We start from the raw sequence: 25,242 nt of genomic DNA, 5'->3' as shown, positions 1-25,242 counted from the left end.
ATGCAAGGCGCGCATTTGCGACATCAGCCCCCCGCACCTCCCGGCCGCAAGCCGGTGCCGCGTGGTGCCAGCCGAATGGTGGCGAAAGAGCCGATGTCTGCGCGCCTGCCGAAAGCCAACTTTGGTTTTCTCAAAGCGCTGTTCTGGCCAGTGTTGCTGGTCGCGCTGGGCTTCGGCACCTACGAAGGCGCGCAGCGTTTGCTGCCCTACGCCGACCGGCCGATCACCAAGATCAACGTGCAGGGCGATTTGAGTTACATCAGCCAGCAAGCCGTGCAGCAGCGCATCGCCCCGTACGTGGCGTCGAGCTTCTTCACCATCGACCTGGAAAGCATGCGCACCGAGCTGGAAACCATGCCATGGATTGCCCACGCCGAAGTGCGTCGGGTCTGGCCGGATCAAGTGGTGATTCGCCTTGAAGAACAACTGCCCGTGGCCCGTTGGGGCGATGAGTCGCTGTTGAACAACCAGGGCCAGGCGTTCACCCCGCGTGAACTGGCGAACTACGAACATTTGCCACAACTGTTCGGCCCACAGCGGGCCCAGCAGCAAGTGATGCAGCAATACCAGGTGCTGAGCCAGATGCTCAGGCCATTGGGCTTCTCGATTGCACGCCTGGAATTGCGTGAACGAGGCAGCTGGTTCCTGACCACCGGCGCCGGCAGCGCTGGCCCGGGAATCGAACTGCTGCTGGGACGCGGCAACCTGGTGGAAAAGATGCGCCGCTTCATTGCCATCTACGACAAGACGCTTAAAGAACAGATTACGAACATTGCGCGCATCGATCTGCGCTACGCCAACGGCCTTGCTGTTGGCTGGCGGGAACCTGTAGCGCCCACGACAGCCCAACCCGCTGTCGCGAAGAATTAAGAAGAGGCAGGACCCATGGCAAACGTGCAAAGCGGCAAAATGATCGTCGGTCTCGATATCGGCACCTCCAAAGTGGTGGCGCTGGTCGGCGAGGTCTCGGACGACGGCACGCTGGAAATCGTCGGGATCGGCACCCACCCGTCCCGAGGCCTGAAAAAAGGCGTGGTGGTGAACATCGAGTCCACCGTGCAATCGATCCAGCGCGCCATCGAAGAAGCGCAGCTGATGGCCGGTTGCCGGATCCACTCGGCGTTTGTCGGCGTGGCCGGCAATCACATCCGCAGCCTGAACTCGCATGGCATCGTCGCGATTCGTGATCGCGAAGTCAGCGCCGCCGACCTTGAGCGTGTGCTCGACGCCGCTCAAGCCGTGGCGATCCCGGCTGACCAGCGCGTGCTGCACACGTTGCCGCAGGATTACGTGATCGATAACCAGGAAGGCGTCCGTGAGCCACTGGGCATGTCGGGCGTACGTCTGGAAGCCAAGGTCCACGTGGTGACCTGCGCCGTCAACGCCGCACAGAACATTGAAAAATGCGTGCGCCGCTGCGGCCTGGAAATCGACGACATCATTCTCGAGCAACTGGCCAGCGCCTACTCGGTGCTGACCGACGACGAGAAAGAGCTGGGCGTGTGCCTGGTCGACATCGGTGGCGGCACCACTGACATCGCGATCTTCACCGAAGGCGCGATCCGTCACACCGCCGTGATCCCGATTGCTGGCGATCAGGTGACCAACGACATCGCCATGGCGTTGCGCACCCCGACCCAGTACGCCGAAGAAATCAAGATTCGCTACGCCTGCGCCCTGGCCAAACTGGCGGGCGCCGGTGAAACCATCAAGGTCCCAAGCGTTGGCGACCGTCCACCGCGCGAACTGTCCCGTCAGGCTTTGGCCGAAGTGGTCGAGCCGCGTTACGACGAGCTGTTCACGCTGATCCAGGCCGAACTGCGTCGCAGCGGCTACGAAGACCTGATCCCGGCTGGCATCGTCCTGACCGGCGGCACCTCGAAAATGGAAGGCGCGGTCGAACTGGCCGAAGAAATCTTCCACATGCCAGTACGCCTGGGCGTGCCTCACGGCGTGAAAGGTCTGGATGACGTGGTACGCAACCCGATTTATTCGACTGGCGTTGGCTTGTTGATGTACGGCCTGCAAAAGCAGTCCGACGGGATTTCGTTCTCGGGCATCAGCAGTCGCGACAGCTACAGCAATGAAGAACCGAAGGCCGCTCTGCTCGATCGCATCAAGAGCTGGGTACAAGGCAACTTCTGACGAATTACCGCAACACCGCAAGACCGCAACAAACGCAGTAGGCGAAAAAACTAGAGAACGTAAAGGAGAGGGAAAATGTTCGAACTCGTAGACAACATCCCCGCAAGCCCGGTCATTAAAGTTATCGGTGTTGGCGGTGGCGGCGGAAACGCTGTTAATCACATGGTCAAGAGCAACATTGAAGGCGTTGAATTCATCTGCGCCAACACTGATGCCCAGGCGCTGAAATCCATCGGCGCGCGGACCATCCTGCAACTCGGTACCGGCGTGACCAAAGGTCTGGGCGCCGGCGCCAACCCTGAAGTAGGTCGTCAGGCCGCTCTCGAAGATCGTGAGCGCATTGCCGAAGTCCTGCAGGGCACCAACATGGTGTTCATCACCACTGGCATGGGCGGCGGCACCGGTACCGGGGCTGCACCGATCATTGCTGAAGTGGCCAAGGAAATGGGGATTCTCACCGTTGCGGTGGTGACTCGTCCGTTCCCGTTCGAAGGTCGCAAGCGTATGCAGATCGCCGACGAAGGTATCCGTCTGCTGTCTGAAAGCGTCGACTCGTTGATCACCATTCCCAACGAGAAGCTGCTGACCATCCTCGGTAAAGACGCCAGCCTGCTGTCGGCTTTCGCCAAGGCTGACGATGTACTGGCCGGTGCCGTTCGCGGTATCTCCGACATCATCAAGCGTCCGGGCATGATCAACGTCGACTTTGCCGACGTTCGCACTGTCATGAGCGAAATGGGCATGGCGATGATGGGCACTGGCTGCGCCAGCGGTCCGAACCGTGCACGCGAGGCCACTGAAGCGGCCATTCGCAACCCGTTGCTCGAAGACGTGAACCTGCAAGGCGCACGCGGCATCCTGGTGAACATCACCGCCGGTCCTGACCTGTCCCTGGGTGAGTACTCCGACGTGGGTAGCATCATCGAAGCCTTCGCTTCCGAGCACGCAATGGTCAAGGTCGGTACCGTTATCGATCCGGACATGCGCGACGAATTGCACGTGACCGTGGTTGCCACGGGTCTGGGCGCGAAAATCGAGAAGCCGGTAAAGGTTATCGACAACACCATGCACACGTCCGTGGCTTCGCAGTCGCAACAGCAGCAGCAACAACAAGCGCCTTCGCGTCAGGATGCGCCTGCTGTCAACTACCGTGACCTGGACCGTCCGACCGTCATGCGCAACCAGGCTCAGGCCGGTGCTGCGACTGCCGCGAAGATGAATCCGCAAGACGATCTGGACTACCTGGACATCCCGGCATTCCTGCGTCGTCAGGCTGATTGATGGAATGTATCAGGGCTATGAAGGTGATTGGTGTTCAGCAAAGGTCTGGTCTGCTATTATCGCCAGCCTTTGTTGATACCAGTTCGCAATTTGCGCTGAAGCGGCCCAAGCCATGATTAAACAACGCACACTGAAAAATATTATCCGTGCCACAGGTGTAGGCCTGCACTCCGGGGAGAAGGTATACCTGACCCTCAAGCCCGCACCTATCGACACCGGCATCGTGTTTGTTCGTGCCGATCTGGACCCTGTGGTGCAGATTCCCGCTCGCGCGGAAAACGTTGGCGAAACCACGATGTCGACCACGCTGGTCAACGGTGACGTCAAAGTGGATACGGTGGAGCACTTGCTCTCGGCCATGGCTGGCCTGGGCATCGATAACGCCTACGTCGAGCTCTCCGCGTCCGAAGTTCCAATCATGGATGGTAGCGCTGGACCTTTCGTATTCCTGATTCAGTCGGCCGGCCTGGAAGAACAGGACGCGGCCAAGAAGTTCATCCGGATCCTGCGGGAAGTGACAGTGGAAGACGGCGACAAGCGCGCCACTTTCGTCCCTTTCGAAGGTTTCAAGGTGAGCTTCGAGATCGATTTCGATCACCCGGTTTTCCGTAACCGCACACAAAGTGCAAGCGTGGATTTTTCCAGCACTTCGTTCGTAAAAGAAGTCAGCCGCGCCCGTACCTTTGGTTTCATGAGTGACATCGAGTACCTGCGCAAGCACAACCTCGCACTCGGCGGCAGCGTTGAAAACGCTATTGTGGTCGACGCGGATGGTGTACTGAACGAAGACGGCCTTCGTTATGAAGACGAATTTGTGAAGCACAAGATCCTCGATGCAATTGGTGACCTCTACCTGCTGGGCAATAGCCTGATTGGTGAGTTCAAGGGCTTCAAGTCCGGCCACGCATTGAACAACCAGCTGCTGCGCAAGTTGATTGAGCAGACAGATGCTTGGGAAGTCGTGACTTTCGAAGACGCCAGCACTGCACCGATCTCTTACATGCGTCCTGTTGCGGCCGTGTAAGCAAAAAACCTCTCTAGTTTTTGAAGGCTGCCCTCGGGTGGCCTTTTTTTATGCCTGGATTTTGTGGCAAACATTACGGTGCCTTCGCGGACGAGCCTTGCTCCTACAGGGGATACGCTAAAACCTGTGGGAGCAAGGCTTGCCCGCGAAGAGACTTGCCGACGGAGCAAAAACGTCAGTCGGCAACCACCCGATTCCTCCCTCCTTCCTTCGCCTGATACAACGCCTTGTCCGCCGCAAACAGCAACCGCTCCAGACTCATGTCGCTGGCCGTGGTCCAGGTGCTGATGCCGATACTGACAGTAATCGGCGAATCCGCGCCCGCCACCGATGGCAATCGCTCGACGCCGGCGCGGATGTGCTCGGCGATCTGCTGCGCACCGGCGCTGTCGGTCTCCGCGAGGATCACCGAAAACTCCTCGCCGCCATAACGCGCGACCAGGTCCGCCGGCCGTCGGACATGGCTGCTGATCACCTTTGCCACCGCGCGCAACGCCTCGTCGCCGCACGCATGGCCGTGCCGATCATTGAACGCCTTGAAATGATCGGCGTCGATCATCAGCACCGACAGCGGTTTGCCGGAACGTTGCGCGCGGAACCACTCGTGGCGCAGCACCTGATCAAGCATTCGACGGTTGGCCGTGCCGGTTAGCGCATCGGTGGCCGCCAATTGCGCCAACTCGCGCTCAGCGTTGTGACGCAGGCGCAGCTCGCGCGACAGTAACCAGGCCAACCACAGCAGGCCGATGCACAACACGCCGGTGGCGCCGCTGACCACCAGCGCCGTGCGTTGCCATGTGGCGAACACTTCGCGGCCCGACAGCGCGACGATCACCGTCAACGGCAAATTGCCTACTCGGGAAAAGGTGTACAAACGGTTCTGCTGGTCGATGCTCGACACGCTGCTGAAACTGCCGCTGCCCTCGCGCAGGATGCGCTCGACGTTGGGTCGGTTGGCGAAGCTTTTGCCAATCGAATCGCTCAACAGGTAGGGTTTTTGCGCCAACAGCAGGCCGTCGTTGTTGATGATGTTCAGCGTGCTGTCGTTGCCAATGTTCAGGCTGTTGAACAGCTCGTCGAAGTACGCCAGACGAATCGACGCCACCGCCACGCCGAGGAATTCGCCGGTGGGCGAGGTGATGCGTCGACTGAAACTGATGCGCCACTGGTCGTGGTCTTCGCAATCGCAGCGGGTTTTGAACGGGCGGCTGATAAACATCCCGCTGTCGCGGCTGGAGAGATGCGCGAGGAAGTAATCGCGATCGGCGAAGTTGCCCGGTTTTGGCTGGATCAGCGACGAGTCGGCAAGCACCTCGCCGTGCTTGTCCAGCAACAGAATGTCGCCCTTGAAGCGCGCGGTGGTGGAGCGATCAAACAGCACCAGATGCCGCACCTGCGGCGACATCTGCTTCAAGTCATCGCGTTGCGAAGCGGCGATCAGCCCCAGCAGGGTCAAGTCGTAGAGCTCGACGGTGCGCAGCACATCGGCGTCGATCAGTTGGGCAATGGTCGTCGCGCTGCGCGTCGCTTCCTGGCGCGCATTCGCGTGTTCACGGATCAACAGGAACGTGACGATGCTGACAATCGCGATCACCGTCAGGCAGCTGCCGAGAAGCAGCAGCCATTCTGGCAGTCGGGTCCTGCCCTGGATGTCGGGGATGCGGCTGGCGATCATGGTTTGGCTGTCTGCTGAAAAGGCTTAATAAGCTTAGTTGCATATCGCCGTTGCCGAAGAACGCGCGCTTATTGCTGCAAACAGTCATGAATATTGGGTGGGCAGCCTGCAGGAGCGAGCGGGCTCGCTCCTACAGTTTTTGTGTCAGCTGGTCACGCGGGTTTTAGAACACATTGAACGGGTAGTCGACGATCACGCGGTATTCGTCGGTGTCCTGATCCAGCGCGCCGTAGCCGTTGCCGCCACGGTTGGTGGCCCATTGCAGGCGCAGCGACAAATCTTTGGCCTGACCTTGCTGGACCACGTATTTCAAATCGATATCGCGTTCCCAGTGCTTGGCGTGTTTGCCATCGGCGCTGTACCACGAGGCGTAACCCTTGCTGTCCGGGTCGACCTTGGTCAGATCGGTTTCACCGCGCGAGTAAGACACTGCCGAGGTCAGGCCCGGCACGCCGACGCCAATGAAGTCGTAGACGTATTTGAGTTTCCACGAGCGCTCGTTCGGGCCGTTGAAGTCGGAATATTGCTGCGAGTTGTCGAGGAATACGCTGTCGCCCTGGCTGATGTAGTCGAACGGCGTGTTGCCGTTGACCCGCTGATACGCGGCGGTGACGCTGTGATTACCGGCAGCGACGGTGAAATGCAGGCTGTAAGTGTTGTTGTCGATCTTGCCCAGCAGCGCATCGCCGGTGTCTTGCGTGTGATAGAAATGCAGGCCCGGGTTGAGGCTGACCATCTCGTTGACCGCGTAGGTGTAATCCAGATCGTAGTAGTACTGGTTCCAGATGTCCTTGAGCTCAGCGCCGTACAGGCTGCTGGTCAAACCCGGTAAACCGCTCCAGACCACGCCGGCCCAGTTCAGGTGCTCGCTGTTGTCACCGTCGGCCAGGGTGCCGTAGGAGGCGCCGATGCGTTTATGGCCGCTCTGGTTGTACGGTTTGGTGAAACTGGCTTGGCCACCTTCGATCATCCAGCCATCGAAACTGGTATTGGTCAGGCTGACCCCGCGAAAGGTCTGCGGCAACATGCGGGTGTCGCCGCCAGCGATCACCGGGTTGGTCAGGAACAAGTCGCCGGCCTTCAGTTCGGTGTCGAACGCGCGCATTTTCAACGCAGCGCCGGCGGTGGAAAACGAGCCCGGCGCTTTGCCGTTGCCCGCGCCGATCGGCAGGATGCTCGAACCATCGGTGCCGCCACCGCCATCGAGTTTCAACCCGAGCATCGCGTGGGCGTCAATGCCGAAACCGACGGTGCCTTGGGTGAAACCGGATTCAAACCGGCCGAGAAAACCCTGGCCCCACTCGATGTTGTCATCGGCGTTCTGCAGGCGATTGCGGTTCATGTAGTAGTTGCGGGCGTTGAGGTCAAGGCTTGAGCCTTCGACAAAACCTTGCGGGTGGGCGTCTTCGGCGGCTTGGGTGTTGGCGGACATCGTTGCAGCGATTGCAATGAACAGCGGGCTCAGCTTCAAGGTAAAAGACACGTGCGGTACAGCTCCTTTTGAGTCATCAACGTCAGTTCATGGATCGACGTTTTTTTATTTCTTGTTTAGGGAGACGTTTGAAAACGTGTTTTCTGCACAACGAAAAAAAGCCGCTGATAGCAGCGGCTTTGAAGACAACTTTTCAAAGGGAAGAGCCGATGAAAAGTGTCGAGGGAAACGGTGCGATGCGCTCAATCAGCTGTCTTTCTCAACCGGTGGCCGGGCAGCAGAAGTGGACGCTTGAGGGGTTTGCGCAGCGTCTTGGGCCTTGGCGGTCATTTCTGTCTGATGCGCCTGGAAGGCATCTTCCCGCGCCGCGTTTTGCGCGACGAAGGCTGGCGATTCTTCCGCCATGGCAACCGGGGACAGGAATAAGGCGGACATGACGAAAGCGCTGGCAATACCCATAGTGTTGGACATCTTTAAAACCTTCTTGCTTGGCAAGTGCTGTTTGGTGCGCGAAGGTTAAGGCGCTGTGGCGGAGGGAAACAGAGCTGATTTCAGAAAGGACTGTTGCGTGGGAAGCAATAGTTGGGTTTTGCGTCGGTTGGAAGAACCACCCCTCACCCCAGCCCTCTCCCCATAGGGGAGAGGGGGAAAGGGAGCCGATCGGGGGCTTTTCGAAATTCGAGTTCAACTGGATATTTCAGGGAAAGGGAGCCGATCGGGGGGCTTTTCAGAACTTGAGTTCAACTCGATATTTCAGGGAAAGGGAGCTGATCGGGGGCTTTTCAGAATTCGAGTTCAACTCGATATTTCAGGTCGATGTGGCGCTAAGAACAACTCGGTCAGTCCCCTCTACCCTCTGGGGAGAGGGTTAGGGTGAGGGGTGGATCCAGAGTCGATCCAAGTCAGACCGGCAGGTGGATGCCGAAGGTGTTAACCCCCTGATCACTGCGCACAAAAACATCCCCTCCATGCATCAGCGCAATCGCTTTCACAATGGCCAGACCGAGGCCATGGTTATTGCCACTGTTGCTACGCGACGCATCCACCCGATAAAACCGCTCGAACAAGCGCGGCAGATGCTCACTGGCAATCGGCATTCCCGGGTTGGCCACGCCGATGCTCACCTGATGCTCCGCCGCCTCGATCCGCACCTGAATCACCTGCCCGGGCTCGGTGTGTTGCACCGCGTTGCTCAGCAGATTGATCAACGCCCGGCGCAGATGCGCGATCTCGATGCGCACCTGCGCATCACCGTTGACCCGCACCTCAACCTGCGCATCTTCGAGAATGAAATCCAGATATTCCAGCGTCGTCGCCACTTCATCAGCCAGCGAGGTCGTGGTCAGTTTTGTCGCTTTGCTGCCCTGATCGGCGCTGGCCAGAAACAGCATGTCATTGATGATCGAACGCAGCCGCTCAAGCTCTTCGAGATTGGATTGCAGCACCTCGAAATAGTGTTCCGCCGAACGCCCGCGGGTCAGTGCGACCTGAGTCTGGCCGATCAGGTTGGTCAGCGGCGAACGCAATTCATGGGCGACGTCGGCGTTAAACGATTCCAGCCGAGAATAGGCCTGTTCAACCCGCTCCAGCGTCGCGTTGAACGAACTGACAAACTGATCCAGTTCCGGCGGCAATGGCGACAGACGCAAACGTCCCGAACGCAATGGCGGCGCCAGCCGCTGGGCTTCCTGCGACAGTTTGATCAACGGCTTGAGGCCGATCCGCGCCACCCAATAACCCAGCGCCGAGGCCAGCAGCACGCCGACAATCGCCAGGCTGATCAGGGCGATCAACAAGTGGTGCTGAGTCTGCAAGATCGTCTCGGTGTCGATGCCGATCATGAAGCGCAACGGCGGGCGCTGGTCTTTGGCCGGGAATTGACTGACCAGCACCTTCAGCGGCGAATCATGCCCCGGCAAATGCAAATCGCGGCGGCCCAACGGCCCTGCGGCGAAGTCGCGGATCTGCGGGGTAATGTGGCCGTATTCGTACTGCGGATCGCCGCTGACAATCCAGAAACTGATGCGTTTGTCTTCTTCGCCGAGCAGCTTGAGCTTGTTGTTGATCTTCACCCAATGCTCGGGCGTGCCATACCGGCCGACCGTGGATTCGAGCACGCTGTAGCGCGCGTCCAGCTCGGCTTCGGGCAACAGGCCCAAACCTTTGTCGACCTGCTGATACAAGGCCCAGCCGATCAACAGAAACACCAGCGCCGCCACCAGCGTGAACATCCCGCTGAGGCGCAGCGCGATCGAATTACTGGACACCACGGCTCTCCAGCACATAACCCATGCCGCGAATTGTGTGCAGCAATTTCTCGTCGAACGGCCCGTCGAGCTTGGCGCGCAGGCGTTTGATCGCGACTTCGACGACGTTCGCGTCGCTGTCGAAATTGATGTCCCAGACCATCTCGGCAATCGCGGTTTTCGAGAGGATTTCACCCTGACGCCGGGCCAACACGCTGAGCAGCGAAAACTCTTTCGCGGTCAGGTCCAGTCGGGCGCCGGCGCGCGTGGCTTTACGGCTGATCAAATCTATCCACAGGTCGGCGATGCTCACTTGCACCGGTTCGTGGCCGCCACTGCGGCGGGTCAGCGCTTGCAGGCGCGCGACCAGTTCGAGGAAGGAAAACGGTTTGCCGAGGTAATCGTCGGCGCCGTCGCGCAGGCCTTTGATCCGGTCTTCGACGCGCTCGCGGGCGGTGAGCATGATCACCGGCGTCTGTTTGCGCGCGCGCAACGCACGCAACACGCCGAAGCCGTCGAGGCCCGGCAGCATCACGTCGAGCACGATCACCGCGTAATCGCTTTCCAGCGCCAGGTGCAAACCTTCGACACCGTCGCGCGCCACGTCGACGGTGTAACCCTGTTCCGTGAGGCCGCGATGCAGGTAATCCGCGGTTTTTTCCTCGTCTTCGATAATCAGAACGCGCATGACCCCGCCTCAGTCTGTGGTCGCCAACGCCGTAACAGGCGCGGGTGCTGGTGGGTGGGAGTGTCTATGAAAAAGTCGCTCGAGCCACAAGTATATGACCGGCGTGGTGAACAACGTCAGCGCCTGGCTCACCAGCAAACCGCCGACCACCGCAATCCCCAACGGCTGGCGCAGCTCGGCGCCAGTGCCGTAACCGAGCATCAGCGGCAGCGCGCCGAGCAGGGCGGCGAGGGTGGTCATGATGATCGGCCGGAACCGCGTGATGCACGCTTCGTAAATCGCCTCTTCCGGCGGCAAGCCCCGGCTGCGTTGCGCTTCGAGGGCGAAGTCGATCATCAGGATGCCGTTTTTCTTGACGATGCCGATCAGCAACACCAGGCCGATCAGCGCCATGATCGAGAAGTCCTGACCGCAGATCCACAACATGATCACCGCGCCCAACCCCGCCGAGGGCAGGGTCGAGATGATCGTCAGCGGGTGCACGAAGCTCTCGTAAAGCACGCCGAGAATGATGTAAACCGCCACCAGCGCCGCCAGAATCAGCCACGGCTGGCTGGCCAGCGAACTCTGAAACGCCTGCGCCGCGCCCTGGAAATTGCCGCTGATTGCGGTCGGCATGCCGATTTCCGCTTTGGCCTGATTCAGCAGAATCACCGCATCGCCCAACGCCACGCCGGGCGCGAGGTTGAACGACATGTTGGCGGCCGGAAACATCCCGTCATGAGCAATCGACAACGGGCCGATGGTCGGCGCGTCGAACTTGGCCAACGCCGACAACGGCACCATTTCCCCGCTCAACGGCGAGCGCAGGTAGAAATAATTCAGGCTTTCAGCCTTGCCGCGTTGTTGGGTGTCGAGCTCCAGAATCACGTTGTATTGATTGATCTGAGTCTGGAATTCGTTGATCTGCCGCTGACCAAAAGCGTCGTACAACGCTTCATCAACATCGCTGGCAGTCAGGCCGAAACGCGCGGCGGCGCTGCGGTCGATGCTGATGTGGGTGATGCTGCCGCCCAGTTGCAGGTCGTTGGAAATATCGCGAAACGCCGGGTTGCTGCGCAATTTGTCGGTCAGGCGTTGGGTCCAGGTGCTCAGTGTCGCGCCGTCGTTACTCTTGAGCACGTATTGGTATTGCGCGCGGCTCGGGCCGGAGCTGAGGTTGATGTCCTGGCCTGCGCGCAGGTAAAGGACGATGCCGGGGACTTTCATCAGTTGCGGGCGAATCCGGTCGATGAACTCGCTGGCGGTGACGTCGCGGTCGCCGCGTTTTTTCAGAGCGATCCAGAAGCGCCCGTTGGCGATGGTCTGGTTGTTGCCGGAGACGCCGACCGAATGCGAAAACGCTTGCACCGCTGGGTCTGCCGCGACGATTTCGGCCATCGCCAAGTGTTTTTTCACCATGTCGCCGTAGGAAATATCCGCTGCCGCTTCGGTGGTGCCGAGAACAAAACCGGTGTCCTGCACCGGAAAGAAACCTTTGGGGATAAAGATGTAACCAGCCACTGCCAGGCCCAGCGACAGACAAAACACGCCGATCATCAAGCGCTGATGGGCGAGGGCGCGGCGCAGGCCTTTCTCGTAGCCGGCGAGCAAACGGTCGCCGAAGGTCTTTTTGCTATTGGCGTGGTGCACCGGCGCGCGCATGAACAGCGCCGCCAGTGTCGGCGCGAGCGTCAGCGAAACCACCACCGAAATCATGATGGTCGAGGTCGCGGTCAGGGCGAATTCCTTGAACAGACGCCCGACCACGCCGCCCATGAACAGCAGCGGAATAAACGCCGCGACCAGCGAGAAACTGATGGAAACCACGGTGAAACCGATCTCGCCGGAACCCTTGATCGCCGCTTCGCGCATACCGTCGCCGGCCTCCAGATGCCGGTGAATGTTCTCCACCACCACAATCGCATCGTCGACCACAAACCCCACGGCCACCACGATTGCTACCAGCGTCAGGTTGTTCAGGCTGAAACCCATGACGTACATCAGGGCAAAACTGGCGATCAGCGACACACCGAGCACCGCCGACACAATCAGCGTCGCCGACCACTGACGCAGGAACAGCGCCATCACCGCCACCACCAGCAGCACGGCGATCAGCAAGGTGATTTCCACTTCGTGCAACGAGGCGCGAATCGTCTGCGTGCGGTCGATCAGCACCTTGACCTCGACCGAGGCGGGCAGCATCGCTTCAAGCCCCGGGAGCGCAGCTTGGATGCGATCTACGGTCTCGACAATGTTCGCCCCCGGTTGCCGCGAAATCACCAGATTCACCCCCGGCCGACCACCGGCCCAGGCCTGCACGTAGGCATCTTCCGAACCGTTGACGACTTTCGCGACATCTCTCAGGTGAACCGGTGCACCGTCCTTGTAGGAAACGATGAGTTGGCTGTATTCGTCGGGGTGAAACAGTTGGTCGTTGGTCGACAGCGTCGAAATGCTCGACTCGCCATACAACGCGCCTTTGGCCAGGTTGAGGCTGGTTTGCTGGATCGCCAGGCGAATGTCGGCGAGGGTCAGGCCGATGGCGGCGAGTTTGTCCGCCGAGGCCTGGACGCGAATCGCCGGACGTTGCTGACCGGTAATGTTGATTTGCCCTACACCGTCGATCTGGCTTATCTGACGCGCGAGCAGGGTTTCCACCAGATCGCTGAGTTCGGTGCCGGGCATCTGCGTCGAGCTGACACTGAGGATCAGCACCGGACTGTCGGCCGGGTTGACCTTCTTCCAGGTCGGCAGCGTCGGCATGTCCTTGGGCAGTTTGCCGGCGGCGGTGTTGATCGCTGCCTGAACTTCCTGGGCGGCGGTGTCGATGCTTTTATCGAGGGTGAATTGCAGGGTCAGCAGGGTCGAGCCGAGCGCGCTGCTCGAGGTCATTTGGGTCATGCCGGGGATGGCGCTGAATTGCACCTCCAGCGGCGTTGCCACCGACGACGCCATGGTGTCGGGGCTGGCGCCGGGCAGTTGCGCGTTGACCTGGATCGTCGGGAATTCCGCTTCCGGCAGCGGCGCAATCGGCAAACGCGGGAACGCGATGACGCCGAGCAGCACCAGGGCAAACGTCAGCAGAATGGTCGCGACCGGGTGATCGATGCACCACGCCGAAGGACCTTTCATCGCTTGGGCTCCGTTTGCACCACTTGCGGCGGCTCGCTGAGAACTTGCACGGTGGACCCCGGTTTGAGTCGCGACTGCCCGTCGCTGACCAATATGTCGCCGGGTTTGACCCCGCTGATGATGTCCTGGCCGCTGCCCTGATAGACCATTTGCACTTGCACGGTTTCGACTTTGTCGCCATTGACCCGGTAGACGAAGTGTTGATCGAGCCCACGTTGTACGACTGTCGGCGGCACCACCAGCGCATCTTTACTCAACGCTGTCTGAATTTTTACCGTGACCAGCAAGCCCGGCCAGAGCTTTTGTCCGGGGTTGTTGAATTCAGCCTTGGCGCGAATCGTCCCGGTGTTGGCGTTAATCTGATTGTCGATCAGCGTCAGGTGACCTTCGCCCAGCAGGTTGCCGGTTTCGCCATCGGTGTCGGCGCCGATGTAGGCCTTCACTTGCGCGCGTTGCGGGTCGCCGATCAGGCCTTGCAGGGTCGGCAGCATTTGCTGCGGCAGGGAAAACTCCACGGCAATCGGATCGATCTGCGTCACCGTGAACAACCCTTGGGTATCGGTCATGCGCAGGAAATTGCCTTCATCGACTGTGCGAATACCGACGCGACCGGTGACCGGAGAGCGAATCTGCGTGTAGGAAAGCTGCACTTGGGCGGCGTCGATGGACGCCTGATTGCCTTGCGCGGTGGCTTTAAGCTGATTGACCAGCGCTTGTTGCTGGTCGTAAGTCTGCTTGGACACGCCGTCGTCGACGCTCAACAGCTTGTAGCGCTTGAGGTTGACCAGCGCCACTTGCAGTTGCGCCTGGCTCTCGCCGAGTTGCGCGCGCGCCTGATCGAGGCTGGCGCGGATCGAACGGTCGTCAATGGTGGCGAGCAGGTCGCCGGTCTTGACCAATTGACCTTCCTTGACCAGCAACTTGGTGAGAACGCCGTCGATCTGCGGGCGGACCACCACGCTGTGCAGCGAAAGCACCGAGCCGATGCCGCTGACGTAACGCGGCACATCTTTCGCGGCAACCGTCACCACGCGCACCGGAATCGCGGTCGGCGCGGCGAGTTTGGCGGTGGCCGGTTTAGTCGCGTACCACAGGACCAGCGCCGCCAGGACGATCAGCGGGACAGCGATCAACGCGGATTTTTTGTGGATTCGCATGCGAAAGAGGCGCCGGGGCTGGGGGACGGGGATAGCGTAGGATTTTATACCTCCCGTTATAGTCCTGTGACCCGGTCAGGAAAGTGACTGCTAACTGACGCGGCTGTCAGTTTGGCAGGCGTATTTTGCCAGATAGACCGAGTCATCATTCATCGCGGGCAAGCCTTGCTCCTACATTTGGAATGCATTCCCTGTAGGAGCGAGGCTTGCCCGCGAAGGCGTCAGCCCCGTCACCGCCAAACCCACACACCGACTACTTGTCGCTTGAAACTCGCAGCTTGCAGCTTGCCGCTCCCGACACAGGTATACTCGCGCCTTTCGCGGTCCACCCACTGGGCCCGACTCTTTGTGCACCACCCGGAGCTTTCATGACTTCCCCGACACAACCGCCGGTTGCCGACGCTTTGAGCGATGAGCCGGCAGACCTGCCAGACAGCGTCGACTCCAGCGCAGACAGCGAAAAAGCCGCGATCCCGGCGTTCAAGTTTCCGTTCAAACCGGGCGAACTGGCCGCCGCCAAGAATGCCAATCAGCCGTGGTACAAGAACGGCGCCAAGAACGGCCACACCAAAACCCCTGGCGCAGCGCCACCGGGCACGCGTCGCTCGATGGGCAAACGCTGACGTTTAGCCGGCCATTGGCCTGAAAAAAAGTCTGCGTGTTTTAAAGATTCTTCCCACAGGAATGAGCGATTTGTCCTCTGGGAAAGTCGGTGGTCACTCGTCGAAGATTCACTCCCCGTGAATGTTCGATGAAGGCCACTGAAATGCCTCTGCTGAAAATCCTCTCTGTGCTGTCTCTGGTGGCGTTGACCACCGGTTGCGTGTCTTCTGCGGTCGAGCCGCAGATCCGCTTCGGCGTCGAAGCGTTGGTCCCTCCGTTCGAAAGTCGTGACGACAATGGTCAACTGGTCGGGTTGAACATCGAGTTGGGCAACGCGCTGTGCGCTGAATTGAAATCCAGCTGCGTGTGGGTCGATCAGGATTACGCCAGCAATATCGAAGCGCTGGAGGCCAAGCGTTTCGACGTGATCATGCCGATGACCGCCACGGCTGCGCGGCGCGAGCGCATCGATTTCACTGAAAACCTTTATCCGCTGAGCAGCCGTCTGGTGGCGCGCCAGGGTTCCGCGCTGCAGCCAACGGCGCAGTCGCTCAAAGGCCAGCGGATCGGCGTGCTGGCAGGCACCAGCCGCGAGGCGTTCGCTAAAGCACAGTGGCAACCGGCCGGTGTGACGGTGCGCAGTTTCAGGTTCAACGATCAATTGATTGCCAGCCTGCAGGCCGGTGAAATCGACGCCACGCTGCAAGACTCGATTGAAATCACCCATGCGTTGCTGGCTCAGCCGCAGGGTCAGGCATTCGCCTTCGCCGGCCCAGCGCTCGACGATCCGATGCTCGGCAGTGGCGTGGCGATGGCAGTGCGTAAGAGCGACACGGCATTGCGCGACAAGCTCAACGCGGCGCTGGAACGCCTGAAGCAGAATGGCCAGTACCAGATGATCACCCAGCGCTACTTGCCGGCCGAAGCGCTCGATTCGCCGATCTACTTCCCTAACGACGAAGGCCTGCCATTTTCGGATGCGGTGCGCATTGGCGACACGGTTTACCTGTCCGGCGTGCTTGGCTCGGGCGCTGACGGCGAACTGGTGAAGGGCGGCATCGGCCCGCAGACCGTCCAGACCATGGAAAACCTGCGCGCCGCGCTGCAAAGCCACGGCTCTTCGCTGGATAACGTGGCCAAGTGCACGGTGATCCTGGCTGACATCAAGGAATTCAACGCGATGAATGAAGTGTACAAACGCTACTTCCCGGCAGAACGCTTGCCGGCGCGTACGACGTTTGCGGCTAAAGCATTGGTGCTGGGTGCGCGGGTCGAGATTGAGTGCATGGCGGTGGCTGTTCGCTGATAGAGCGGTGGTGGCCGGGCTGGCGCCATCGCGAGCAGGCTCGCTCCCACAGGATTTGTGGGCGTTTTGGAATAGATGGGGGCAGGACTGGCGCCATCGCGAGCAAGCTATGCTCCCACAGGGGGTTTATGGCGTTCCCAAATCCCTGTGGGAGCGAGCTTGCTCGCGATGAGGCAGTCACTGCCAGCACATCCCTCGGATCAAGCGGCCCGCAGCGAGATAAACGCATAGTTGACCGGCACTTCGGTCGCCACTTCAGCCCCTGCGGCCAGTACTTGTCCGGCAATGTCCTCGCCCGAGACGTGAAACAGCCAGTCACCGCCCGGCACTTGCGGCTGCTGCGCGGCGACCTGATCAACAATCGACGCAAACGCGTCCATCTGCGGCAGATACGCGGTAAACCCGTCACCCTTCAACGCCGCCGTGCGAATCCCGAGCAAAGCGCAAATCGTATCTTTGGTTTGCACATCATCACGGTCAGCCTGACGCGAGCGCTGAATCAGCGTCCGCAGTTCCTGATCAACCAATTCGCCACCCACAATCAGGTCCGGGCCTTGCTCCCAGGACTCTGGCGGGCATTCCTTGACCGCCGTGTTCAGCGGAATATGCGGATTGATTTCCATCGGATAGATACGACACACCAGCGGCCGACGTTCGTAGATGCGGCAGAGGTTGTCTTCGTCAAGATTCCGACAGGCGCCGACGTTGTAAGCGGCGAAAGTGATCGCCACATACGCTTCACTGGCACCGCTGCGAACCCGCACCGAGCGCCGTTCGGCATGCTCGCGTTGCTGCAACGGCAGGCCCAGGCCATTGCTCAAAAAGCCTTCGACCAACACGATCACCTGACCGCCGTCAGCCGCCCACATGCGGGCTTCCTTCAGGGTCAGGGGCACGTGGTGATCAGTGCAGCATTTGCCGCAACCTACGCAGGAAAACGTCGTGTTCATTGTTCGACCGGCCAAAGGTGAGTGCATCAAGTGGCGACAGAAAGCCACCGCACAGACAGCCGTCGAAGCAAGTTATGCGCCACTCATGGCTTTTTCGCGGCAGGGCGGATCGAGTCCCACTCGGTGACGTAGGCGGTTTTGCTCTGCTTGTTGTAGAGGCACAGCTCGCTGCCTTGCTGGCCCTTCATGTGTTTCTGCGGGTATTGGCCTTGCAGAAGGACAGCAACGTAACCGACGCGATCATCGAATTGCGCAGCGTTGCCGACAGGTTTCGCGTCTTTGAGACCACTGGCCTTGGTGCAACTGGCGAGTACAGCTTTGTCGAAAGCGGCCCAGGCGTCCGGGCTGGAGGCGTGGGCCTGAGAGGTGAGGGCAGAGAGGCTGAGGATAGAGAGGCTGAGGGCGAGCAGGGTAGTGAGTTTCATCGGGGCAGCATCCTTATGGTTATTGACCGAGGATGGAGTATGCCTGATGGCCTCATCGCGAGCAGGCTCACTCCCACAATGCAGAGCATTCCTTCCGTAGGAGCGAGGCTTGCCCGCGAAGACGATCAATCAGGTCGGCACCGTTTCCCGGCGAACCACACGCATTCCGGCGCTCTCATATAACCGCTGCGCCCGCAGGTTATCTTCCAACACCTTCAAATCGACAAACCCTTCACGCCGCTGCGCAAACACCGTGAACGCATGCAGCAACAACGCCCGGCCCAGTCCACGACCTTGCGCGCGCGGGTGCACCACCAGGTTTTTGATATAAGCGCTGGTCCAGCATTGGCAAACGCCGACGATCCCTTCGCCATCCAAAGCAATAAAACACAGGCTCGGGTCATATTCCGGATCGGTTTCAAAGCGCTGCTGCCAGGCGTCCAGCGCAGGCACGCGACCACCGCCCTCGCGATAACCCAGCTCCATCAACTGGTGAACGGCTTCGGCGAGTTGCGGACGGTATTGGCTCAATTCGATGCCGGTCGGCCAGACAACCGGCGGCAGCGGCTCGGCGAGGTTGCGCCGCAGCAGAAAACAGAATTGCTCGGCCACTACTCAGTGGCCCTGCTCGGCGACCGCCTTGGCGGCGGCGATCAGGCATTTGGTCAGTTCCGGCGAGGAGAACTTGGTCAACACCGCGTTGGCCCCGGCCAGCCGGGCTTTTTCACTGTTCATCGCGCTGTCGAGCGAGGTGTGCAGCAGCACATACAGGTGCGAAAAGTCCGGGGTTTCGCGCAGGGTGCGGGTGAACGCGTAGCCGTCCATCTCCGACATTTCGATGTCCGAGACGATCAGGTTGATCTGCTGCGCCGTGCCTTGCAGGTCGAGCAGGCAGTCGATGGCCTCTTTGGCGCTGCGCGCGGTGTGGCATTGCAGGCCGAGGTTGCGCAAGGTGTGCACCGATTGTTGCAGCGCCACCTGGCTGTCATCGACCACCAGAATCCGCGCGTTGCCGAGCACCTCGGCGTCTTCCATGCTCAGCTCGGTCGGCGCCACTTCGATCTGCGCCGGGGCGATGCCGTGGATGACTTTTTCGATGTCCAGCACTTGCACCAGCACGCCGTCGACCGAGGTCACGCCGGTGATGTACGAGCGCACGCCGCCGGAACCGAACGGCGGCGGACGAATGTCGGTAGTCAGGCAATGGACAATCTTGCTCACCGCTTGCACGTGCAAACCCTGTTTGGAGCGGCTGACGTCGGTGACGATCAGGCAACCGCCGTTGGGATCTTCCAGCGGCCGCTCACCGATGGCGCGGCTGAGGTCGATCACCGACAGCGACGCGCCGCGCAACGTGGCGATGCCTTTGACGTGCGGGTGCGACTCCGGGAGTTTGGTCAGTGGCGGGCAGGGGATGATTTCACTGACTTTGAGCAGGTTGATCGCCATCAACTTGCCGCTGCGCAAGGTAAACAGCAGAAGCGAAAGTGAATCTGCGCGGGCTTTGGTGGTGGACATAAAAACCTTCTTTGGACAAAGGTGATGGGCGAGGGTTAGTCGCCAAAAGCTATTGATGCCGGGTTATCGACTTGTTGCGGGCAGGCTTTAGGCGAAATCCCCCGCAATCCCGAACAATGCACTCTGTAGCAGCTGCCGAAGGCTGCGTTCGGCTGCGCAGCAGTCGTAAAACCTGATTACGCGGTGCAACGGCAATAACGAGTTGCCGGGTTGGCGAGGACTGCGTCCTCGGACGCAGCCTTCGGCAACTGCTACAGGTTGGGTTATTTCATCCCCAATCTTTTGGCCATGCGCCCAAGATTCGCCCGGTCGAGGCCTAGCTCACGGGCCGCGCTCGCCCAGTTGTTGTGGTGGCGTTCCAGGCAGGCGCTGATCAACTGCCGCTGATAATTCTCGGTCGCCACACGCAAATCCCCCGACAGCGACGCCACCGATGCCACCGCGCTGGCCGCCACCGCTTCGGCCGCCGGCTCGACGCTGCCGTGCGGCAAGTCCAGGTCCGCCGCGCTCAAGCTGAGAATCTTCGGTCGTTCCTTGCAATTGCCCAGCGCCTTCAATGCGCTGCGGCCGATCAAGTGCTCCAGCTCCCGCACGTTCCCCGGCCATGCATACGCGAGCAACGCCGCTTGCGCATCGCTGTTCAGACGCAGGCTGTTGAGGCCCATGCGCGAGCGGTTCTGCTCGAGGAAAAAACCGCTGAGCAGCAACACATCCCGCCCACGGTCGCGCAATGCCGGGACCAATAACGGATAAACACTCAAGCGATGATAGAAGTCCGCACGATAACGGCCACTGCGCACTTCCTCGGCGAGATCCCGGTTGGTCGCCGCGATCAGCCGCACATCGACCTGATGCTCTTTATCCGAGCCCAAGCGCTGCAATTGACCGCTTTGCAGCACGCGCAGCAACTTGGCCTGCACCGTCAGCGAGAGCTCGCCGACTTCATCGAGAAACAGCGTGCCGCCATTCGCCAGTTCAAACTTGCCGCGACGATCACTGGTCGCGCCAGTGAAGGCTCCGCGCACGTGGCCGAACAATTCGCTTTCGACCAAGGTGTCCGGCAGTGCGGCGCAGTTGAGGCTGATGATCGGTTTGTCGGCGCGCGGTGAGGCGGCGTGCATCGCTTGCGCCACCAGCTCCTTGCCGACTCCGGTTTCGCCGGTGATCAGCACGGTCAAATCACTGCCGCCGACCAGACTGATTTCTTCCACCAGGCGTTTGTGCGCCTTGCTCTGGCCGATCATCTCGCGGTTCTGCTGGCCGCTGGCCTGACGGTACACCTCGGCGCGCTGGTGTTCGTCTTCAGCACGATTGGCCAGGCGTTCGATGCGCTCGGCGGCGTTCACCGTCGCGGCGGCGAGGCTGGCGAAGGCTTGCAGCGCGTCGAGTTCGATTGGCTCGAATTGCTCGGGGTCCAGCGCATCAAGGGTCAACAGGCCCCACGGCCGTTCATCGATAAACAGCGGACAACCCATGCAATCGTGGACTTCCAGATGATCGTCGAGACCGTCGACCAAGCCGTCATACGGGTCGGGCAAGTCGCTGTCAGCGGCGAAACGTGTCGGCCCGGGGCTGCTCAGCAGCGCCTCGAAGCGCGGATGTTCGCTGACCTTGAAGCGCCGGCCCAAGGTGTCAGTGCTCAAACCGTCCACCGCCAGCGGCACCAGCCAATCGCCGTCGAGGCGCAGCAGTGCGGCGGCATCGCAGGGCAGCAGGGCGCGCATGGCTTCGAGCAAACGCCGATAGCGCTCGCCCTCGGGCAGTTCGCGGGACAGGTCGGAGACCAGTGGAAGCAAGGCAGTCAGCAGCGATTTTGCGGTCATATTGACTCCGTGTAGTCGGCGTGACTATAAAACAGCCTGTGTCGATATGACTACTGATCAATTAAAGTGTTGATTTATAACGGTTTAATTATTGGCATGGAAACTGATAAGCATAAGGCATTCACATAAAAGCTCAGGAGTCGCCCTTATGCTTAGCGTTCAAGATCGTGCCATCGTCAAATCCACCGTGCCACTGCTCGAAAGCGGTGGCGAAGCGTTGATCACTCACTTTTACCGCATGATGCTCTCCGAATACCCGCAAGTCCGCCCATTGTTCAACCAGGCCCACCAGGCCAGCGGCGATCAGCCCCGCGCTCTGGCGAACGGCGTGTTGATGTACGCGCGGCACATTGATCAGCTCGATCAACTGGGCGATCTGGTGGCGAAGATCATCAACAAACACGTGGCGCTGCAAATTCTCCCGGAACATTACCCGATTGTCGGCACCTGCCTGCTGCGGGCGATTGCCGAAGTGCTCGGCGAAGAAATCGCCACGCCCGAAGTGATCGCCGCGTGGGGCGCTGCCTATAACCAGCTGGCCGACATTCTGATCGGCGCCGAAACCGCCATTTACGACCAGAAACAACATGCACCGGGCGGCTGGCGCGGCGCGCGGGAATTCATCGTCGCGGCCAAGGTTGAGGAAAGCGCGGAAATCACGTCCTTCTACTTCGAACCGGCCGACAAAGGCCCGATCCTCGCCGCCGAGCCTGGCCAGTACATCGGCATGAAGCTGATTCTGGATGGCGAAGAGATTCGTCGTAATTATTCGCTGTCATCGCTTTCGGACAAGGGCCAGTACCGCATCAGCGTCAAACGCGAAAGCGGTGGTCGCGCTTCCAATCACCTGCACGACAGCCTGCACGTCGGTTCGAGCATTCAGCTGTTTCCGCCATCGGGCGAGTTCACCCTGACCGCCAGCGACAAACCGCTGGTGCTGATCAGCGGCGGCGTCGGCATCACGCCGACTCTGGCGATGCTTGAAGCGGCGTTGGCCACCGAGCGGCCGGTGCACTTTATCCACTGCGCGCGTAATGGCAGCGTGCATGCGTTCCGTGACTGGATTGATGGTTTGGCCGCGCGCCATCCACAGCTCAAGCGCTTCTATTGCTACGCCGAAGATGACGGCGTGAGCCCGGCGGCGGACAAGGTTGGGCTGCTGAGTCAGGAACAGTTGGGCGAATGGTTGCCGCAGCAGCGTGACCTGGATGCGTACTTCCTCGGGCCGAAGGGTTTCATGGCGGCGATCAAGCGTCATTTGAAAGCGCTGGGCGTGCCGGAGAAACAGAGCCGTTATGAGTTCTTTGGGCCGGCTTCTGCCTTGGAGTAATGGGTGGGCGCGGTGAGTCAGTCTCACCGCGCCGCTTCAATCGCGGGCAAGCCTTGCTCCCACAGGATTTGTGGCATGCCCCCTGTGGGAGCAAGGCTTGCCCGCGATAACTGCGCCTCGGTTCAGACCTCTCAATTAATCCCTCCTTAACCAGCCTGTCGTCTATTCCCCGACATCCCCCGGCGCGCGTCAGGCTCTTAAAGCTTTGGGCCTGCGTGTAGACTTGCGGGCAATTGATCTTCGGAAGGGAAACGCGATGAGTGACGAAACAATGCGATTGGGCCGTGAGCGGCGTTATCTGGTGTTGCTGGGCATCATCTGCCTGGCGCTGATCGGCGGCGCGCTGTACATGCAAGTGGTGCTGGAAGAGGCGCCGTGCCCGCTGTGCATCCTGCAACGTTACGCGTTGTTGCTGATCGCGATCTTCGCTTTCATCGGCGCGGCGATGCGCACACGACGCAGCCTCACGGTGTTCGAAACCCTGGTGGTGATCTGCGCTCTGGGCGGTGTCGCGGTTGCCGGGCATCACGCTTATACGCAGTTCTACCCGACGGTCAGTTGTGGCATCGATGTGCTGCAACCGATCGTCGATGACCTGCCGCTGGCGAAGATCTTCCCGCTGGGCTTCCAGGTCGACGGGTTCTGCTCGACGCCGTATCCGCCGATCCTCGGTTTGTCGCTGGCGCAATGGGCGCTGGTAGCGTTCGTGCTGATCGTGGTGCTGGTGCCAGTGCTGGTTTCGCGTAACCGCAAAGCGTTGCGCTAACCCGTCACCCAGGCTTGCACCGCAAGCAAAAACGCCCCGGGCCTCGATGAGAGGGCCGGGGCGTTTTGCATTTCAGAACTCAGGTAAACAGATCGTGATGTGCGACAGCCAAGGGTGCGCAACGTGTGCGACATGTTGTCACAGCTGGAGTGTCGCAACTCATTTCAAAGTCCGGAATTGGTGCTTAGCTACGCAACGATTTGCCCGGGTTTGAGCAGCGGACGATTTATGCACCGTTGTGGGGAAGCAGGCAGTTTTAACAGGCCCCGAGGAATCGCTCAAGCCCTTGCTGATCGGGGCTTTGACGCATCACTGCGAAGGCATGAAGCCATCAAGGCTGTCTGAACTGCGCGTGGTAGCCCTACAATTTTTGGTGTTTTTGTTGAGAATCAATTTCGATACCATGCTGAACTTTTGCGAAATCCGTTAATGATTGTTGCTGGAACGGATAAAAATTATTTCGGGATGAGACATGGTTTATGCGTCGCGACGTATCTACAATCGCCCGCACTGAATTCCCGGCGCTGCTCTGTACTGAGCTGAACAGGGCGTCGAGAAGCCTGCTGGCTTCATGCGACTCCCAGGTGTCGGTGCCTTTCCGACTATCCGCACCAAATGGAATTGGTCTGTAACAAGGCCTTTGACCACGAATTCGAATAAGAACTCACCGCTAGCCCAGGATTTGTCGAACAGCGTCTGACGCGCGACGGGCAGCCCTTATTCAATCCAAGAAAATGCCAACCCTTGGCAGGGTGAAGTGTTGGCGATCAAAACCCAACTGCATTGCGCAAGCTGCTTTAGAGGTCGTGAGATGAGTAAAAACAGGTACCCCAGACTACTAGGCTTATTGCCGCTGCTCGGCACGTTGTTGCTGTCAGGCTGCAACATGACCTTGCTCGACCCCAAGGGCCAGGTGGGCCTGGATGAGCGAAACCTGATCATCACCGCAACGCTGCTGATGCTGTTGGTCGTTGTGCCGGTCATCGTCATGACGTTCCTGTTCGCCTGGAAATATCGCGCTTCGAACCCGAACGCGGTGTACGCGCCTAAATGGTCGCACTCCACCAAGATCGAAATCGCGGTGTGGGCTGTTCCGGTCCTGATCATCATTGCCCTGGGTTACGTGACCTACAAGTCGACCCACGCACTGGACCCGTACAAGCCGCTGGAATCGGACGTCAAGCCGATCACCGTGGAAGTGGTCTCGATGGACTGGAAATGGCTGTTCATCTACCCGGAACAAGGCATCGCCACCGTTAACAAACTGGTGTTCCCGGCCAACACGCCAATCAATTTCAAAATCACCTCCGACACCGTGATGAACTCGTTCTTCATCCCGGGCCTGGGTGGCCAGATCTACGCGATGGCGGGCATGCAGACCAAGCTGCACCTGATTGCAAACCAGAACGCTGAATTCGACGGTATCTCCGCCAACTACAGCGGCGCGGGTTTCACCGGCATGAAGTTCAAAGCTATCGCCACTTCCCAGGCGGATTTCGATGCGTGGGTCAGTGATGTCAAGAAGGCACCTAAACAGCTGGAAAAAGCTGAATACGAAGCCCTCTCCAAACCAAGCCAGAACAACCCAGTCGAGCTTTATTCCTCGTTCACGCCAAACCTGTTCCAGACCATCGTCGACAAGTACGAAGGCATGAAACCAGGCGCGCCGATGCATCACGAGAAGAAAGAAGACGATATGGCCGCCATGGAAGGAATGGACATGAGTTCGCATTCAGCTGCCGGGGCAGAGGAGTAAACG

The 25,242-nt window shown here is 59.8% G+C and carries 21 protein-coding genes; 9 read left to right on the top strand and 12 right to left on the bottom strand.

The genetic code is table 11. The annotated features are described in order from the left end of the window. From FBY12_RS22560 to lpxC, 4 genes are all read left to right on the top strand, one after another. Positions 1-870, top strand: coding sequence for a cell division protein FtsQ/DivIB (locus FBY12_RS22560; protein WP_101207481.1), 870 nt, complete (start codon positions 1-3; stop codon positions 868-870). 15 nt (positions 871-885) lie between these two features. Further along, positions 886-2,145 carry a cell division protein FtsA gene (gene ftsA, locus FBY12_RS22555; RefSeq protein WP_046048247.1) on the top strand — a complete coding sequence of 420 codons (1,260 nt, stop codon included), beginning with the start codon at positions 886-888 and terminating at the stop codon, positions 2,143-2,145. Between the two features lie 75 nt (positions 2,146-2,220). Beyond that, positions 2,221-3,426, top strand: coding sequence for a cell division protein FtsZ (ftsZ, locus tag FBY12_RS22550; RefSeq protein ID WP_121733289.1), 1,206 nt, complete (start codon positions 2,221-2,223; stop codon positions 3,424-3,426). A gap of 112 nt (positions 3,427-3,538) precedes the next feature. Further along, the gene (gene lpxC / locus FBY12_RS22545) at positions 3,539-4,450 is read left to right on the top strand and encodes a UDP-3-O-acyl-N-acetylglucosamine deacetylase (RefSeq protein ID WP_054045542.1); all 912 of its coding nucleotides are present in this window, start codon (positions 3,539-3,541) and stop codon (positions 4,448-4,450) included. A gap of 175 nt (positions 4,451-4,625) precedes the next feature. Here the strand turns inward: lpxC and FBY12_RS22540 are convergent, their stop codons facing one another. The 7 genes from FBY12_RS22540 to FBY12_RS22510 all read right to left on the bottom strand — a co-directional run bounded on the left by FBY12_RS22540 (position 4,626) and on the right by FBY12_RS22510 (position 14,762). Next, positions 4,626-6,125: a sensor domain-containing diguanylate cyclase gene (locus FBY12_RS22540; protein WP_145256051.1), complete on the bottom strand. Its 1,500-nt coding sequence runs from the start codon at positions 6,123-6,125 to the stop codon at positions 4,626-4,628. A gap of 163 nt (positions 6,126-6,288) precedes the next feature. Next, complete coding sequence (locus FBY12_RS22535; protein WP_371927525.1) at positions 6,289-7,557, bottom strand: OprD family porin; 1,269 nt, start codon at positions 7,555-7,557, stop codon at positions 6,289-6,291. A 246-nt stretch (positions 7,558-7,803) separates the two neighbouring features. Next, on the bottom strand, positions 7,804-8,028 hold the full coding sequence (locus FBY12_RS22530) for a hypothetical protein (protein WP_121733286.1): 225 nt from the start codon (positions 8,026-8,028) through the stop codon (positions 7,804-7,806). A 431-nt stretch (positions 8,029-8,459) separates the two neighbouring features. Continuing rightward, positions 8,460-9,824 carry a heavy metal sensor histidine kinase gene (locus FBY12_RS22525; protein WP_145256046.1) on the bottom strand — a complete coding sequence of 455 codons (1,365 nt, stop codon included), beginning with the start codon at positions 9,822-9,824 and terminating at the stop codon, positions 8,460-8,462. After that, positions 9,814-10,491 carry a heavy metal response regulator transcription factor gene (locus tag FBY12_RS22520; protein ID WP_101207478.1) on the bottom strand — a complete coding sequence of 226 codons (678 nt, stop codon included), beginning with the start codon at positions 10,489-10,491 and terminating at the stop codon, positions 9,814-9,816. The genes FBY12_RS22525 and FBY12_RS22520 overlap by 11 nt, the downstream gene beginning before the upstream one ends. Positions 10,492-10,500: 9 nt before the next feature. After that, entirely contained in the window at positions 10,501-13,605 is a 3,105-nt protein-coding gene (locus tag FBY12_RS22515; RefSeq protein ID WP_145256043.1) for a multidrug efflux RND transporter permease subunit, read from the bottom strand. Beyond that, on the bottom strand, positions 13,602-14,762 hold the full coding sequence (locus tag FBY12_RS22510; RefSeq protein ID WP_145256040.1) for an efflux RND transporter periplasmic adaptor subunit: 1,161 nt from the start codon (positions 14,760-14,762) through the stop codon (positions 13,602-13,604). Before FBY12_RS22510 ends, FBY12_RS22515 begins: the two co-directional genes overlap by 4 nt. 368 nt (positions 14,763-15,130) lie before the next feature. Between FBY12_RS22510 and FBY12_RS22505 the strand changes: the two genes are divergently transcribed. Together FBY12_RS22505 and FBY12_RS22500 are read left to right on the top strand one after the other, a co-directional pair. Beyond that, positions 15,131-15,385: a hypothetical protein gene (locus tag FBY12_RS22505; RefSeq protein WP_092278232.1), complete on the top strand. Its 255-nt coding sequence runs from the start codon at positions 15,131-15,133 to the stop codon at positions 15,383-15,385. A gap of 143 nt (positions 15,386-15,528) precedes the next feature. Beyond that, complete coding sequence (locus FBY12_RS22500; protein WP_145256233.1) at positions 15,529-16,671, top strand: transporter substrate-binding domain-containing protein; 1,143 nt, start codon at positions 15,529-15,531, stop codon at positions 16,669-16,671. A gap of 200 nt (positions 16,672-16,871) precedes the next feature. On the opposite strand, the gene FBY12_RS22495 is transcribed toward FBY12_RS22500, so the two are convergent. From FBY12_RS22495 to norR, 5 genes are all read right to left on the bottom strand, one after another. Continuing rightward, positions 16,872-17,621: a YkgJ family cysteine cluster protein gene (locus FBY12_RS22495; protein ID WP_145256037.1), complete on the bottom strand. Its 750-nt coding sequence runs from the start codon at positions 17,619-17,621 to the stop codon at positions 16,872-16,874. Between the two features lie 83 nt (positions 17,622-17,704). Continuing rightward, positions 17,705-18,046, bottom strand: coding sequence for a hypothetical protein (locus FBY12_RS22490; protein ID WP_178111791.1), 342 nt, complete (start codon positions 18,044-18,046; stop codon positions 17,705-17,707). Between the two features lie 129 nt (positions 18,047-18,175). After that, positions 18,176-18,634, bottom strand: coding sequence for a GNAT family N-acetyltransferase (locus FBY12_RS22485; RefSeq protein ID WP_145256228.1), 459 nt, complete (start codon positions 18,632-18,634; stop codon positions 18,176-18,178). A 27-nt stretch (positions 18,635-18,661) separates the two neighbouring features. After that, entirely contained in the window at positions 18,662-19,564 is a 903-nt protein-coding gene (locus tag FBY12_RS22480; RefSeq protein ID WP_092278238.1) for a chemotaxis protein CheV, read from the bottom strand. A gap of 263 nt (positions 19,565-19,827) precedes the next feature. Then, entirely contained in the window at positions 19,828-21,387 is a 1,560-nt protein-coding gene (gene norR / locus FBY12_RS22475) for a nitric oxide reductase transcriptional regulator NorR (protein ID WP_145256034.1), read from the bottom strand. 148 nt (positions 21,388-21,535) lie between these two features. Between norR and hmpA the strand changes: the two genes are divergently transcribed. The 3 genes from hmpA (at position 21,536) to cyoA (ending at position 25,239) form a co-directional block, all read left to right on the top strand. Further along, the gene (gene hmpA, locus FBY12_RS22470; protein WP_145256031.1) at positions 21,536-22,717 is read left to right on the top strand and encodes an NO-inducible flavohemoprotein; all 1,182 of its coding nucleotides are present in this window, start codon (positions 21,536-21,538) and stop codon (positions 22,715-22,717) included. A gap of 256 nt (positions 22,718-22,973) precedes the next feature. After that, a complete protein-coding gene (locus FBY12_RS22465; protein WP_145256028.1) occupies positions 22,974-23,483 on the top strand; it encodes a disulfide bond formation protein B in 510 nt (169 codons plus the stop codon). A gap of 811 nt (positions 23,484-24,294) precedes the next feature. Then, positions 24,295-25,239 (top strand): ubiquinol oxidase subunit II, encoded by a 945-nt coding sequence (gene cyoA, locus FBY12_RS22455; RefSeq protein ID WP_092278246.1) that lies wholly within the window; start codon positions 24,295-24,297, stop codon positions 25,237-25,239. Positions 25,240-25,242: the final 3 nt, after the last annotated feature.

Origin of the sequence: Pseudomonas sp. SJZ131, from assembly GCF_007828705.1 — a bacterium.
In the GTDB taxonomy this organism is placed as follows: domain Bacteria; phylum Pseudomonadota; class Gammaproteobacteria; order Pseudomonadales; family Pseudomonadaceae; genus Aquipseudomonas; species Aquipseudomonas prosekii.
Note: the sequence above shows the minus strand (reverse complement) of the source record. Positions and strands in the feature narration are given on the sequence as shown.